Source organism: Moorena sp. SIO4G3 (assembly GCF_010692305.1).
Taxonomy (GTDB): Bacteria; Cyanobacteriota; Cyanobacteriia; order Cyanobacteriales; family Coleofasciculaceae; genus Moorena; species Moorena producens_A.
Genome location: NZ_JAAHIG010000241.1, coordinates 1 through 13970, shown reverse-complemented (window position 1 = coordinate 13970; position 13970 = coordinate 1). Strand labels below are relative to the sequence as shown.

The following is a 13970-nucleotide window of genomic DNA, read 5'->3' as shown; positions in this document are numbered from 1 at the left end:
CCAGGGAGAAAAGAGACGGTAGGAGTCACGGCTAAAGATAATCGATTGTTTGTCGAAGCCGTATTGTACCGATATCGAGCTGGGATTCCCTGGCGGGATTTACCGGAAAGATTTGGTGATTTTCGAGTGGTTCATACTCGTTTTAGCCGATGGGCAAGGCGCGGGGTGTGGCAACAGGTGTTTGAGGCTTTAGCCGATGATGCGGACAACGAATACGCTATGATTGACTCGACAATTGTGCGTGCTCACCAACACAGTGCTGGGGCTAAAAGGGGGATGGGTCAACCGAAGCCATCGGTCGTAGTAAAGGTGGATTGAGTACCAAGATTAATGCCTTAGTCGATGCCTTAGGCAATCCCCTCAGTTTTCACTTGACCCCAGGGCAAGCATGTGACCTCGACGGAGCTGATGTTCTACTCAAGGATTTGGCGGCAGATACACTGCTGGCTGACAAGGGATATGATGCTGATCAGCGCGTGCCATACGCGACTCAAACAACAGGGCAAAGTAGCCGTGATTCCACCTAAGCGCAACCGTACTATTGCTCGTGAGTATGATAAACATTTGTACAAAGCACGACATCTGCGCCACGAATTTTTTCGCCCGACTTAAGCAATATCGAGCGATCGCGACGCGCTACGATAAGCGAGCTCAGAATTTTCTAGGAGCAATTTATCTGGCTGCTGCTGTAATTTGGCTTAATTGATGACACGCCCTAGGCTAATGGTATTAGGTATGAGGTACAAGGGGTACTTGACAACCTCCGTTCTAAGGTAGGAGCAAGCCCAGTGTTTCAACAGAACCCTGAACCCTAGAGCCTAAACCCTAGAGCCTAAACCCTAAATTGTCTTCGTGAAGCGTGACCGCAGGTCAAACAGGTATCTAAGAGACAAAATATGTAACAAAATGGGTTCGCGTAGCGGCGACCTAGGAGCATCGCGTAGCGTGGCCTACGGCCAATCGCATCTTTACAGATGTTCCTTGTCGTGCTTCAATGTATAGCCTGTGGTTATGGAGTTTAACAGGAAACCCGCCAGAAGCGATGCAGCGCGGTCTTGGGGGTTCCCCCCATGAGCGACTGCATCAAGACAAAGGCTTAGGGGTAAGACCCCTCATTCAAATTCACTACCAGTATCCGAAAATTACTGGTAGTCTAATTTAATGAACATCAGACCTGCTCCCGTTTAGTTGCTCCATTTCTGTTGACGGTTGACACAAAATAATCAACTGTAAAGTGTCAACATAAGGTGTCAACATAAGGTGTCAACATAAGGTGTCAACAAAACCAAGTTTCACCGAATCGTGCAGGTAAAATGTGGCTCAAAGGGTTTTTAATGCAAATTCTTACGTTGGAGTGGCAACAAAAACACGAAAAACATCACTAAGGGTGATTAAACATGCACAAAGCTATCAAGACCAAACTAAAACTGAATAATCAGCAAAAAACTTTGATGGCTAAACACGCTGGCTATTCTCGGTGGGTTTATAACTGGGGACTGGCTTTATGGCAGCAAGCTTACTCAGAAGGTCTAAAACCATCAGCAAGTAAGCTGAGGAAGCTTTTTACCAACCATGTCAAACCCCAGTACCCTTGGATGAATGAACTATCCTCTAAAGTCTATCAATATGCTTTTATTGCCCTAGGCGTTGCCTATAAACGTTTCTTCAAGGGGCTAGGAGGATATCCAAAATTCAAAAAGAAAGGGAGAAATGACAGTTTTACGATTGACAACTCTGGTAAGTCGATTAATTTATCAGGCATAAGACATAAGTTACCCAAGTTAGCTTGGGTGAGAACTTATGAGCCATTACCAGAGATAACGACCAAGAAAATAACTATTTCTAGGCAAGCTGACGGTTGGTATGTGAGTTGTCATTATGAACACGAACCATTAGCGACCCCCAAATTAAAAGATGTGGTAGGGGTAGATTTAGGAATCAAGGAATTAGCTGTACTCATTACTGGCATTGTGTTCCCAGGTTCTAAGCCCTATGGTCAAGCCCAGAAGCAACTAGTCAGATGCCAGCGTGACCTATCGAGAAAAATTAAAGGTTCAAACAATTGGTACAAGGCAGTCAATCGACTAGGTAAGAAACATCAAAAAGTAGCTAATATCCGCAAAAATACATTAAACCAACTCACTACTTATTTAGCTAAGAACCACGGCACGGTAGTGATTGAAGACTTAAATGTATCTGGAATGATGGCTAATCATAGGCTAGGTGCCTCTATGGCTGACCAAGGGTTTTACGAGTTCAAGAGACAGCTTGAATACAAATGTCAATGGTATGGCTCACAGTTAGTCATGGTTGACAGATTTTACCCATCATCTCAACTGTGTTCAAGCTGTGGGCATCGTCAAAAGATGCCACTGAAAATCAGGACTTATAACTGTCCTGAGTGCGGGTTAAGTCTCGACAGAGATTTAAACGCAGCAATTAATTTGAGAAACGCCGTAGGCTCTACGGTGTCTGCCTGTGGACGGAGTGCTGCCGACAGTTCCGGAAGAAGCAGGAAGTAAACAGCTTTAACGAGCTAAGCGCGAGTTTTGTATAAGTTTTATGGAGCAGCAAACCTAAAATTATGGCACCTGTATGGCCCCTACAGACGGTCGTGTTTCAAATTCTCTTCCTGCTGGTGGTAATTGCGGTGGAAGGGGTAGTCTTACAACGAGGGCTAAAACTCAACCGCAAAACCAGCATGCAGCAAGCAGCATCGATTAATCTACTTTCCACCATTGTAGGTTGGTGGTGTTTTTTTGCCCTTCACGACCAACTCCCTGCGGCATTTCAAGGCCAGATGATTAGTTATATCTTTTTCGATCACTTTTCAGAGGATAAGCCAGACAATTTTTATGCTCTTATCGCTATCAGTGTGATCGCAATTTTCTTTATTTCCTTTATTATTAAGCTGGCAGGGCTGAGGTTACTCAAAATCTTTTTAGAACTAGCTGAAGATCAGGCAACTGGTTCCAAATCGGCTTCTGATGAGGAAAAATCATTATCCTTTAGGCGCTCTGGTCAGAGAGGATCGGGTGGGGAAAATCGAGCTATGGTCGTCCTCATTGCTAATTCCTGTAGCTATAGCGCTATCTTACTGCTTTTGTTTCTGCGTTTCCTTTATGTCAACCCCATTAGTGGATAACTAGCGTCGTGAAATTTTTCACATCCTTCTTCGAATTTGTCATTGGCTTAGCAGTGGTAGACTGGGTGGTAAAGGTACTGAAACCTCCCAAGGCATTTTCCTGGCAGGCTATAATGTGGCTAACTGTGTTTTCCTATGTAATGGCAGGGTTAGCCACTGGATTTGTACAACGGCTGATAGCAAGCTGTGGTGGTATTTTCTTTATTTTATTTGTCTACTGGGTAACAGCAGCGGCGGCTAAGCTAAGAATTGCCAAGAAGAGCTTGCCCCTAGGTGCCTGGATTACTGGCGCATTAACTAGTATTTATCTATTCGGAATCAGTTGGAACGTTGGAGAATACCAGCTCAGAATTGATGGTATCAGTACCTATTTATTAGGCATCGACTCAGGGGAATTATCATCCTTGACGTTCATTAGTTGGCCATTGATATCAGCAATAATTGCGGCTTTACCCTATATTTTAGCAGTAGAATTTAAGGTAAAAAAACCGTCCCCAGCAGAACGTCAATATCTAGTTATATTATTCGGTAGCCAACTCCTGATTAGCTGCTGGATACAGTTTTATTTCGTGATTCAAAATTGGCTAGTGCAATATCCTAGCTTACTGAGTGATGATTTTATCCATAGTTCCTTTGTGTGGAAATTGCCCTCTGCCCAAGTCACTGTCCTATCTAGAGGTGTATCGATCTTAGAGGGGATGGAAGTTCAATTGAAAGAAGAGTTGAATGAAAAATCTTGGTCAGAGGTTGAGAAATCCCTGCTTAAAGTAAATCACAAAAAATTGCTGAAGGGGATTGAATATCAAGCTAAGCAAAACTCACCGGTTGCTGAAGATCCTCTATGGAAAGTGACCTATAAATTTTCATCCAGGCAGTCTGGGTCTGACTATAACTTAGACTTGCAGGCCAATTGGAACGGCCCCCGTTCAAATCCTGACACCAAACCTGACTCTTATTCCTTCACCAAGTCTTGTCGCATTAAGCAGGTGGATGGGCTATCCGGGTTAGGTTCTCAACCAATTGGTAATGTGCAATGCCAACCCTCTAGGGCAGGGGAAATTGAGGTGTTTGCTGACCAAGGAAAACGGTAAAAAAGAAAATGAAAAAGACAAGCTTGCATCCAGGAAACTAGAAAATAGCAAGTAGTAAATAGCCAATAAAAAACAGCAAATACTAAATAAAAAATAGCCAATAAAAAATACTAAATACCAATTATAAAATACCAAATGACCAATGACCAATGAGGAACAATAAATTCCCATTCGTGCTATCAGGAAACTGGGGAAGTTTAGCAGGAGGATACTATCAGCCCTCCCGTAATATCAAAGTAGCTGAATCGGGAGGAGCTTACCAATTACCGCTACCCTTTGACACTGACTCGCCAAAGGGATGTCCTAGGATACCAGCGGATATTCAGTTGCGGCAGTATCAGCGGCAAGCGGTGGCCAATTGGTTTGCCCATCGGGGACGAGGAACCCTGAAAATGGCAACGGGTAGTGGTAAAACGATTACTGCTTTAGCGATCGCAACGGAACTGTATCAAAAAATCGGCTTACAGGTGTTGCTGGTGGTTTGCCCTTACCGCCACTTGGTCACCCAGTGGGCAAGAGAATGCGAACACTTTAATCTAGAACCGATCTTAGCCTTCGAGAGTGTCTACAGCTGGCAAAGTAAACTGTCTGCCCAGCTATACAACCTCCAGGTTGGGAAACAATCCTTTATTACCTTAATAACTACCAATTCTACCCTGATTAAGGATGGTTTCCAGTCTCAGCTGAAGTATTTTCCTGATAAAACCCTGATAGTGGGAGATGAAGCCCATAATTTGGGGACTACCCGCATCGAAAAGAGTTTACCCCGTAACATTGGATTGCGCCTTGCTCTGTCAGCTACACCGGAACGGTATTTTGATGAAGCTGGCACAGAAGCGTTGTTTGACTATTTTGGTTCAGTATTACAACCAGAACTGACCTTAGCCGATGCGATTCGCCAAGGAGCGCTAGTGCGTTACCTCTACTATCCGGTGTTCGTAGAATTAACAGAGGCGGAAAATATTGCCTATGCTAAGTTAACTCAACGGATTGGTTGGGCATTAGGGGAAGCAGACGATATAGAAAATGACACTACGTTAACATCGTTATTGATGCAACGAGCTCGCTTAGTTGGGGCGGCTGCAAACAAGTTAAGGGCGTTGCAGCGGTTAATGGTTAAGCGTCTGAACACCTACCATACCTTGTTTTATTGTGGGGATGGTTCGGTAGATGGGCAAGTGAGTAATGAAAGCAACCGTCAGTTAGCAGCAGTAACCCAGTTACTAGGTTCTCAACTGGGGTATCGGGTCAACACGTACACTGCTCAGACACCGTTGGCAGAACGGGAGGAATTACGTCGTCAATTTGAACGGGGGGAGTTGCAGGGGTTAGTAGCAATTCGATGTTTAGATGAAGGGGTGGATATTCCATCCATTGAAACGGCGGTAATTCTGGCAAGTAGTAGCAATCCTCGCCAATTTATTCAGCGGCGGGGGCGAGTGTTGCGACCGCACCCAGGTAAGGAACGGGCAACGTTATTTGACATGATTGTTTTGCCCCCAGATTTGGGACGAGAAACTTGGGAAGTGGAACGGAGTTTGTTGAAAAAGGAGTTGAAGCGATTTTTGGAGTTTGCTGAGTTGGCCGATAATGCTGGGGAGGCCAGGGTAAAATTGCTGGAAATTCAGCAGCGCTATGGAGTATCAGATTGCTAAGTCCCAAGAATGCGATTTTGCTAAGAGACCGGTTGTTCTTGCCTTCCACGATTTTTGATCAAAAAAAGCGATGCAGCGCGGTCTTGGGGGTTTCCCCCATGAGCGACTGCATCAAGACACGGTGGCAGTGCCACCGATTACGATAATATAAATCCTACTCTTCTTCCGGTTCAAAATCTTCTTTGCCGACTCCACAAACCGGACATACCCAGTCATCTGGAATATCTTCAAAGGGTGTTCCCGGCGCAATGCCGCTATCTGGATCCCCTACCTCTGGGTCATAGACATAGCCGCAAGTGGTACAAACATATTTCTTCATGGATATTCTCCTAAATTAGTGTTCTTCTCTCATCAGTCTGATCATATCCTGTCCCGTTGTTTCGTTAGTTTTTTTTGTTATTGTTTTTTTATAAATTAATTCCACGACTCCCATGGAACTGAGCGACAAAGTAGTTCTTCCAATGCTGTAACTTCCTGTTTATAATACTTAGTAAGAGCATTTTTGATAGCTGGTGAAATTGACACCTTTTCCTGAGGTTGCACATTAAGGCGTAAATATATCGGATCCAGAGCTCGTCGAATTTTCCTCAAAACTTTGTGGATGGGTTTGTTTTGAGTATATTGACGCATCGACTTTAAAAACTGCTCATAATTCCGGTGAAACCACCAATTTTTTACTGCCTTGCTGGGATTATACACTTTAAATAGATAATCCCCATAGAAGGTTGGATCAATTTCTGCAAATCCACAGATTTTTTCAAGCACAGATTTGGGATTACGGGATAGTTCTTCATAAAAATTTACATAAATTCTATCGGATCCGAATAACTCAAAATAAGGCTTTAAGTAGACAGAATAACGCCCTTGCTCAAGGGAACGCATATAGGTATAGGTATTTTCGTGCTCAAACTTATCATTAATTAATTGCTTGTCAACATAGTTATCAAAGCTTATATCTTGAGGAAGATACTCTTTCTGTTTAGCAAACTTATACCAAGAAATTAAGCGAGACACAGGTTCCCGTAGGATAAATATAAGTTTCACATTTGGTAGAGATAGTTTTATTTTATGAGGTGTCCCTGATGAGTAAAGATAGTCTGGTGTTGCCTCCATCCGAATTTTTTCGACATGGGAGTACTGAGCATAACGGAAAATATCATCATATTTTTCTAGACCATCTTCATAGCGATAGTTTGAAGCTTCCGGATAATCTTTATCCAAAAAGAAGCGAATTTCTTTGAGGTTAGAGGTACAAACTTGAGGATGATCAGCTAGATAATAAAACAGTGATGTTGTTGCCGCTTTTGTCGTGCCTCCAATAATCAAGTAAGAGTGCTGTTTAACCCTTGAACTATTCATAGAGTTTATTACCCCTGATTAACTAGGATGGTTTGTGAGCAGATAAACACCCTTTTGATGGAGTAGATAGATGATCAGTATCACATAGATAATAGCCATAACAGGCCAACTCATAGCAATACCAATCAATCCCCAAACTTGCCAAAATAACCAACTCAGAGCAACCCCTACAAATGCCATGGTCACCATACTCCAGACAACCAAACCATAAGCTCTCTGAGCATACAAACCAGCTTCAAGCACGGGGATTAGAGAAATAAATGCCAACGACAGCCCTAACCAAAAGAAGACTTGAGAGGTCTGATCAATAGAGGCAGCTTCAAAAGAACCGTGTCCGTATAGCAAACGAATGATTTCCCCATGGGATACCACAATGAAAAGTACTGCAGGTAAGCTTACTAATAGGGTTTTGATCAGGTTTTTGCCCAAAGCCGATCCCAACCGGGATTTATGCCCAGCTAAGTCATGCTCTGTCATGGCAGGCAAACTGGTTGTAGCAATACTGACACCAATAATCGTTTGAGCAGCGGAGACAATCCGAATTGCAAAGTAGAATGTGGAGACCCCGCCAACTGCTACTAAGGAAGGCAGCATCTGGCTCTTGACTAGATTAGAGGCGAGCTTAATAACAAAACCGATAGTGGGTAAAGAACCTGCTTGCCACAGACGCACGAGGTCATCTTTGCCAGCCCAGGCCAACCATTGATGTTGGTGTCCCGCTTTAAAAGCATCTAGAAATACCAGCACAAAGAATCCACCAAATCCCAAGGTATAAGCGTACGCTATCCACAGAGCAATACTAGACTGATGCCATGCCAACCCAATGGCAGCCACTACGAAACCTGGTGCGATCGCATTCCGCAGAGCTACCGCACTAAACCGCCTTTGGCTGTTGAGGATCACACTAAAGACTGCAATTCCAGGAGCAAACAAAACCATTGGCGCACAGACCCGAAACAAAAACGTTGCTTGTGCCCTACCTTCTGGAGAAAATCCTGGGGCTAACCCAGTTATTATCAATGGCGCTAGAATTTCCAACAGAACAGTTAGACCAACACCAAGTACTAAAGCTAAGTTGACAATACCACTGACTAAGCGATGATATTCCCTGAGACTCAGAGCATCTCTGCGCTCCATGAACATTGGAACCAAGCTTTGTCTAGTTCCCTCCCGGCTCACGGTATCAATTAGTCGCGGTAAGCTCAGGGCAACAATCAAGGCATCTGTGGTTTGGCTAGTCCCCAGTTTCGCCGCCATCAAGATGTCCGCAACCCACGCCAGTAGCATACCGAAGAAGGTCAGAGACATCACTCGCAGCGTGGGAGATTTCCACCCTTTGATTATACGGTTGGATAGGTTCATTGCTATTAGTTACTGCATAGACCTGATTAAGGTAGGAGACTTGGAGTTTTTCCCAATTGGATTGTCCGTGCTAGCAGTTTCCAAGAATTAGACCAAATTGTTGGTAGATCCAAATTGTTGGTGCTTTTGAATTTACTAGTTTAAGACTCAGGTTGAAGTACTGGAGTGGAATCTTTAGGAGCGTCTGTCTTAGAACTTGGTTTTTCCCAGGCCAGGATAACCAGCCCAGTTGTCATTAAAAGGCAAAGCGCCACAGCTCCGAGGATCACCGTTTTTTTAGTATTACCAACAGGTTCTTTCGGTAAGTTCGGCTCTACTAACAATTGCAGGGTTGGATAAGCACTAGCATGATCCGATTTATTCACGTTTAATTGAGCCGACTTGGCCGTAAATATAGCTTCCGAGATTTGCACCTCTCGCTCAAGCTCAGTCAGGGTTAACTGCTTCTCAATCAACGTCTGAAGTCTAGACTCTAGCTGAGCAATTTGTTCTGCCAAGGTGTTAACTTGACCGGTTAGTCCCTGTTGTTGAGCTCTCTGGTTAATTAACACTTGTGCCAGATTTGCTCGACCTGTCTGGGCATCTAAGCCTAAATTGAGATTATCCAAACGTTGAACATCCATCCGCTTGCCCAATAGCTGTTGGCTACGAGCAAGTAATGCCTCAAGCGCCGCTTGCTTCTTAGCTTTGAGATTAATCACCTGAGGGCTATTTGGTGTCCATTGAGTATTGAGTATTGTTAGGTTAGCGCTGATATCGCTATAGTTTTGCCAAAGCTTTTTAAAGACTTCATCATCCTGAAGCATCAGAGCATCGGCTGCTTGGTCAGTTGACAACCTTAGGTTAGCTTCTAGCTGCCTTAATCCAGAGGTAGCCGCTTGCTGCTGAGCCAATAAATTAGCACGCTCCACTCGCAAGCTCTCTACTTCTTCTGAAAGGTTCTTGATTTGTTCAGAAATTTTGAGCGGTGAATTCTTTTTGAATTGAGAAAGCTTTGTTTGGGCTTTTTTTAAGTTACTATTAGCAGAGTCTAACGCTAACAACGTCTTGTTATCCTGACGAGATGATTCTTCTACTCTTAAGTCATCAATCCGTTTAACTAACGCTTCATAAAAAGCCCGAGTATTTCGCTGAGCTTCCAGTTTGCTTTTGCCATCTGCTTCAAATTCTATGATAGTGGTACCTCTATCCAAAGAAACCCTTGGCTTGGCAAACTCTTCAAAATCTTTGACTGAGGTATTAACAGCAGCAGCAGCTTTATCTAAAACTACTTCACTCATGGCGATATACTGGTAGTTCTCTCGTGGATCTACCTTTAAAAGATATCCGTAAGGAGACTTATCACCTGGATTGGAGGAAGCTTGACCGACTCCAGGGAGTTGAACAGATCCTTGAGAACCGACACCAGGTATGATTGCTGCTGCCTTACTTGTGTAAGTTCGAGGGATTTGCTGGAGCACAAAAAAAGCTAAACCCAAAATAGCAGCATTGCTCAAAATACCCAAACTTATGTAGGAAAACCATTTTAAGCGATTGGGTCGAGAACGTTGGCGTGTTTTTGGTAAGGCTCGAATCGGAATTGAAGATTCTGTCATCGAAAATCGGGGTTGTTAAAGGCAGATACGGATACCCCTGTCATTCATGTATGCCAGAGGAGTGTCTCTGCTTACACAAACAGTGCAGAAGTCTGATTTGAGTGTATAAATTTTTACCTACCGCCAACGGGAGTCCACCAGTTCGACGTATTGCATTCGCCTTTCATCTGGGCAATTACAGACTCAAGCAAACTCCGAAGTACGAATAGGTTTTTTTGGGTATTAATACCCTACTCAGATTTCTCCGGTTAAGTTCGCGCTCGTGCTTCGCACACGCTTGCGCGAACGCCAAAGTTATCAGTCGGTACTTTCCAAATTGCACTTCTTTAACCTGATACAGATGTTTAACAATTTGGTTCTAGAGCTTAGGACTAGCGACGCATCCCAAGGTAGGAACTTGAACACTTGCTGATAACGTAGTCTTCAAAGAGACTTAGGCTGGTCAAGTGTTGAGGTGACTTGCCCCCGAATTAGATCCGTGGGGTTCCACTACTCCCAGGTTCTTGACCGTCTGTCATCAAGTAGATGCAGTCCACAAATTTACATTCAGACTAAATTATGAATATTTTGTGATTATTGTAGTTCAGATCCGGTACTTTTAAACGATTGGGTTCCAACGAATAAATCCTTTAGCTGCTATTATAGAACTAGTTGACAGAACTAGATGACGCGCACAATAGTTTTTTGCCCATTGAAATCACACCCCCATAGGACTACAGATGCAGATGGGGTTAACCAAGGCCAACTAACAACGGCCTAGTCTAATAGATATTAATATTCACGTGATCAATCAGTTTTGATCGATTCTCAACCTACCCTAAACCGAAGGCCAAGGCTTAAAAACTTTCAACCTTCAACCTTTAACTTTCAACCTTTAACCTTGGCCTTTGGCCACGCGTGCGCGTTCAACCTTGGCCTTTGGCCACGCGTGCGCGTTCAACCTCCAACCCCCAACCTCCAACTTTAAACCTTCAACTTCCCAACTCCCGAGAACGCTGATAAGACCCCAAAACCGCCTCAATCAAAGCCGAGCGAAAACCAGCCTTCTCCAACTTAGCGATCGCAGCAATCGTCGTTCCCCCAGGACTAGTAACCCTATCCTTCAATTGAGCTGGATGGATTTGAGTTTCTTGTAACAGCTGGGCTGTCCCCAATACTGTAGACTGGGCCAACTGCAATGCGATCGCTCTGGGTAATCCAGCTGCCACGCCCCCATCTGCTAGGGCTTCGATCAAAATCGCCACATAAGCTGGGCCTGACCCAGATAAACCGGTCACCGCATCCATCAGGTGTTCCGGAATCTCGACTACTTCACCAACAGCCCTAAAAATTGTCTTTGCTCGCTCCATTTGATCAGGCGAAACCCATTTTCCAGCAGCTAGTGCTGTGATTCCCGCCCCAACTGTTGCAGGAGTATTAGGCATTGCCCGGATCACTGACTGGGATGGAAAAGCGTTTTCGAGCCGTTCCAGAGGCACTCCAGCTAGAATTGAAATCACCATTGGCAACGTTCCTAAGCTGTGACCGTTGTCACCTCTACCCATTACCAGTTCTGCTGCTACCGCTTCAAATACCTGAGGTTTAATTGCCAGTAACAAAACCTCTGATGCTGCCGCTGCCGCTTGGTTATTGGCAGTGACCCTTATCCCGTATTGTTGCGCCAAACCATCACGGCGCTGCTCCAGCAGCTCACTCACCAAGACCTCATCAGGCTGGTAAAGTTGTTGGGCAAGTAGGCGGGATAGGAGGGCTTCTCCCATGACACCGCCACCAATTATGCCAAGTTTTATAGGCAACCCAACACCTCTCTTTTCAACTATTAATGTTATTCACGCGCGCACTAGACACTTGTCTTGTCCTGACTCTTACTGAGCCATCTGATCTGGCTCAGAACCCCAGGCTGGTGACGGAGCTGTCTGACGGGGAGGAGGAGCCTGGGGAGTAGGTATCTCATGAATCACACCAGACTGAGTACTTACCTGAACACAGCTTGGTGTAAACAAGAAAATACTTTCACCAATACGCTCTTGGTGACCATCAATAGCGTAAGTCCCACCAGCCACAAAGTCAACTGCTCGTTGTGCTTGGTCTGGATCCATGATGGTCAGGTTTAAAACCACCGACTTCCGTTCCCGCAGTGCCTGAATCACTTGGGGCATTTCTTCAAAGGAACGAGGTTCAATCACTGCCACCTCTGAAATGCCATTGACTGCTCCAGGCATGCCAATCACATTATTGATCGGAGATGGCCCTACCCCTGCATCTGATACCGTTGTCCGCTCCCGAGAACGTCGTCTGGTCGGACGTTCCTCCTCTGGTGGCGGTTGAACCGGTTGCTCTTGTGGGTAGGGAGTTGGGTAGGCATCCCCCTCAATGTCTTCATATTCGTATTCGTATTCCACTGGCTCATTCAGACCGACGAAATCGCGCAGTTTATTAAAAATACCGCTCATAGTCAACTCTCCATCACAACTTTAGTGTAAGCTTCTGCAAAGCCGATAATCGACCTTCTCTAGGGCAGCAGTCTTTAGTAGATGCTTAGACTAGAACTTAAACAGTCTAACTTACCCCTGAGCTTACTTAATAATTTTCACCCTTGAGAACACCACAAGGTTATCAATATAAAAGATATATCTGCCTTCTGATCGGGGTGTAGTTCTCGAAAAAAGCAACTTTCAGAAGGCTATGCCATTATATATAAGAGGGCAATATTGATGATGGATGTGGTTGGGTATATACTACCCCATTACTTTCTCATCCGATAATCTCATTTCAGCAAACGCTCACAATGGTCATTGGCACTTACTTTTGGCGGTAAGACCAACCCATTCAACAACCTTCGATTTGGTTGTGGGTACTTCAAATTTAGCTTCCAGCAAAAGAAGCCCCAGGTCGTAACCACTTTTGGAGGCAATCCCGCAGATGGCGCAGCATCAGCCCCTCCCCTAGCTTCTAGGGACCTAGTTTTAGTAACTGCTTTCAGCGGTAAATTGGGTGGGATTTGTTGGCGAATCTTGGTAATGGGTTCTGTAATTAAACCAATCATGGGAAGGTTTCCTTATGGAACTTATTGGAAGGTTTGCTGATAGATAACTCTAAGCTGCTCATAATCAGCCGATGAACCACTGCGCCTAAGTAAGCGCAGGCGATTTTCTACCAACAGCCGAGCCTCAGAACGACTGATTGGCTCAAAGGCAATGCCATTGGTAGTACTTTTCACCAAAAAGAAAAGTCTCTGGGCATAGATCGTAGTGAACAACTCTTGTTGTGGTTCAACAATGCAAACTCGAAACAGTAGACCAAAATTGGGGTGATTGAGGTAGTTTTCAGAACTCATCAAAATCCATATTAGGCGGGACTTGAGCACCGAACGATCTTAGGTTAGGTCAAATAAGTCATTGCCATGGCTTACTTTCCCTTAGTAAGGTTAGTGGTATTATGCCAGGGGTTTGGTTGGGAGCGTGAATTCAGGTAAGACTAGGAGTCAGCAAGACCCTAACAATTCCTAAAGACCAAAACCGAAGTTATAGAGATAATAGCTTGAGCGCGTGGATTTGAGTTTGCCAGGTAGAAAATTAGGGCTAGTGGTGATTTTGTTTCTGACGGCATTAGACTTCTAAGATAATGGCCATCTGATATAACTTACCAAGTCTACCCAAATCTCCTATAACAAAATCTCTCCTACCTTGGTTGAACTCCTCAATACCGATACCAACTGATTTGAGATAGACTGAGGATTGAGAAGACGCTCATAGGGAAAGAG

The 13970-nt window shown here is 44.4% G+C and carries 12 protein-coding genes and 1 pseudogene; 5 read left to right on the top strand and 8 right to left on the bottom strand.

The genetic code is table 11. The annotated features are described in order from the left end of the window. From F6J99_RS30580 to F6J99_RS30560, 5 genes and pseudogenes are all read left to right on the top strand, one after another. Nucleotides 1-706: pseudogene (locus F6J99_RS30580) on the top strand (IS5 family transposase); the annotation flags it as partial. A 691-nt stretch (nt 707-1397) separates the two neighbouring features. Next, nucleotides 1398-2522 carry an RNA-guided endonuclease TnpB family protein gene (locus tag F6J99_RS30575; protein WP_293118568.1) on the top strand — a complete coding sequence of 375 codons (1125 nt, stop codon included), beginning with the start codon at nt 1398-1400 and terminating at the stop codon, nt 2520-2522. Between the two features lie 62 nt (nt 2523-2584). After that, nucleotides 2585-3145, top strand: a complete 561-nt coding sequence (fraC, locus tag F6J99_RS30570) for a filament integrity protein FraC (protein ID WP_075900410.1) — start codon at nt 2585-2587, stop codon at nt 3143-3145. A gap of 8 nt (nt 3146-3153) precedes the next feature. Continuing rightward, the gene (locus F6J99_RS30565) at nt 3154-4236 is read left to right on the top strand and encodes a DUF5357 family protein (RefSeq protein WP_070393469.1); all 1083 of its coding nucleotides are present in this window, start codon (nt 3154-3156) and stop codon (nt 4234-4236) included. A gap of 149 nt (nt 4237-4385) precedes the next feature. Then, nucleotides 4386-5891, top strand: a complete 1506-nt coding sequence (locus F6J99_RS30560; protein WP_293118566.1) for a DNA phosphorothioation system restriction enzyme — start codon at nt 4386-4388, stop codon at nt 5889-5891. 154 nt (nt 5892-6045) lie between these two features. Here F6J99_RS30560 and rd read toward each other — a convergent pair whose 3' ends face one another. The 8 genes from rd to pipX all read right to left on the bottom strand — a co-directional run bounded on the left by rd (nt 6046) and on the right by pipX (nt 13544). Further along, nucleotides 6046-6210, bottom strand: coding sequence for a rubredoxin (gene rd / locus F6J99_RS30555; protein ID WP_293118564.1), 165 nt, complete (start codon nt 6208-6210; stop codon nt 6046-6048). 95 nt (nt 6211-6305) lie between these two features. Then, on the bottom strand, nt 6306-7250 hold the full coding sequence (locus F6J99_RS30550; RefSeq protein ID WP_293118562.1) for a sulfotransferase domain-containing protein: 945 nt from the start codon (nt 7248-7250) through the stop codon (nt 6306-6308). Between the two features lie 18 nt (nt 7251-7268). Beyond that, a complete protein-coding gene (locus tag F6J99_RS30545) occupies nt 7269-8612 on the bottom strand; it encodes a lipid II flippase MurJ (RefSeq protein ID WP_293118560.1) in 1344 nt (447 codons plus the stop codon). A 140-nt stretch (nt 8613-8752) separates the two neighbouring features. Beyond that, nucleotides 8753-10207: a hypothetical protein gene (locus tag F6J99_RS30540; protein ID WP_293118558.1), complete on the bottom strand. Its 1455-nt coding sequence runs from the start codon at nt 10205-10207 to the stop codon at nt 8753-8755. A gap of 971 nt (nt 10208-11178) precedes the next feature. Then, nucleotides 11179-12003 (bottom strand): pyrroline-5-carboxylate reductase, encoded by an 825-nt coding sequence (gene proC, locus F6J99_RS30535; RefSeq protein WP_293118556.1) that lies wholly within the window; start codon nt 12001-12003, stop codon nt 11179-11181. Nucleotides 12004-12072: 69 nt separating this feature from the next. Further along, complete coding sequence (locus tag F6J99_RS30530) at nt 12073-12660, bottom strand: cell division protein SepF (RefSeq protein ID WP_293118554.1); 588 nt, start codon at nt 12658-12660, stop codon at nt 12073-12075. A gap of 314 nt (nt 12661-12974) precedes the next feature. Further along, on the bottom strand, nt 12975-13253 hold the full coding sequence (locus tag F6J99_RS30525) for a hypothetical protein (protein ID WP_293118552.1): 279 nt from the start codon (nt 13251-13253) through the stop codon (nt 12975-12977). Between the two features lie 21 nt (nt 13254-13274). Further along, the gene (pipX, locus tag F6J99_RS30520; RefSeq protein WP_293052678.1) at nt 13275-13544 is read right to left on the bottom strand and encodes a transcriptional coactivator PipX; all 270 of its coding nucleotides are present in this window, start codon (nt 13542-13544) and stop codon (nt 13275-13277) included. Nucleotides 13545-13970: the final 426 nt, after the last annotated feature.

Bases quoted from the DNA above. Each gene is read 5' to 3' on its own strand.
- F6J99_RS30575 (WP_293118568.1), top strand. From the start codon at position 1,398: ATGCACAAAGCTATCAAGACCAAACTAAAACTGAATAATCAGCAAAAA.
- fraC (WP_075900410.1), top strand. From the start codon at position 2,585: ATGGCACCTGTATGGCCCCTACAGACGGTCGTGTTTCAAATTCTCTTC.
- F6J99_RS30560 (WP_293118566.1), top strand. From the start codon at position 4,386: ATGAGGAACAATAAATTCCCATTCGTGCTATCAGGAAACTGGGGAAGT.
- rd (WP_293118564.1), bottom strand. From the start codon at position 6,210: ATGAAGAAATATGTTTGTACCACTTGCGGCTATGTCTATGACCCAGAG.
- F6J99_RS30550 (WP_293118562.1), bottom strand. From the start codon at position 7,250: ATGAATAGTTCAAGGGTTAAACAGCACTCTTACTTGATTATTGGAGGC.
- F6J99_RS30545 (WP_293118560.1), bottom strand. From the start codon at position 8,612: ATGAACCTATCCAACCGTATAATCAAAGGGTGGAAATCTCCCACGCTG.
- F6J99_RS30540 (WP_293118558.1), bottom strand. From the start codon at position 10,207: ATGACAGAATCTTCAATTCCGATTCGAGCCTTACCAAAAACACGCCAA.
- F6J99_RS30530 (WP_293118554.1), bottom strand. From the start codon at position 12,660: ATGAGCGGTATTTTTAATAAACTGCGCGATTTCGTCGGTCTGAATGAG.
- F6J99_RS30525 (WP_293118552.1), bottom strand. From the start codon at position 13,253: ATGATTGGTTTAATTACAGAACCCATTACCAAGATTCGCCAACAAATC.
- pipX (WP_293052678.1), bottom strand. From the start codon at position 13,544: ATGAGTTCTGAAAACTACCTCAATCACCCCAATTTTGGTCTACTGTTT.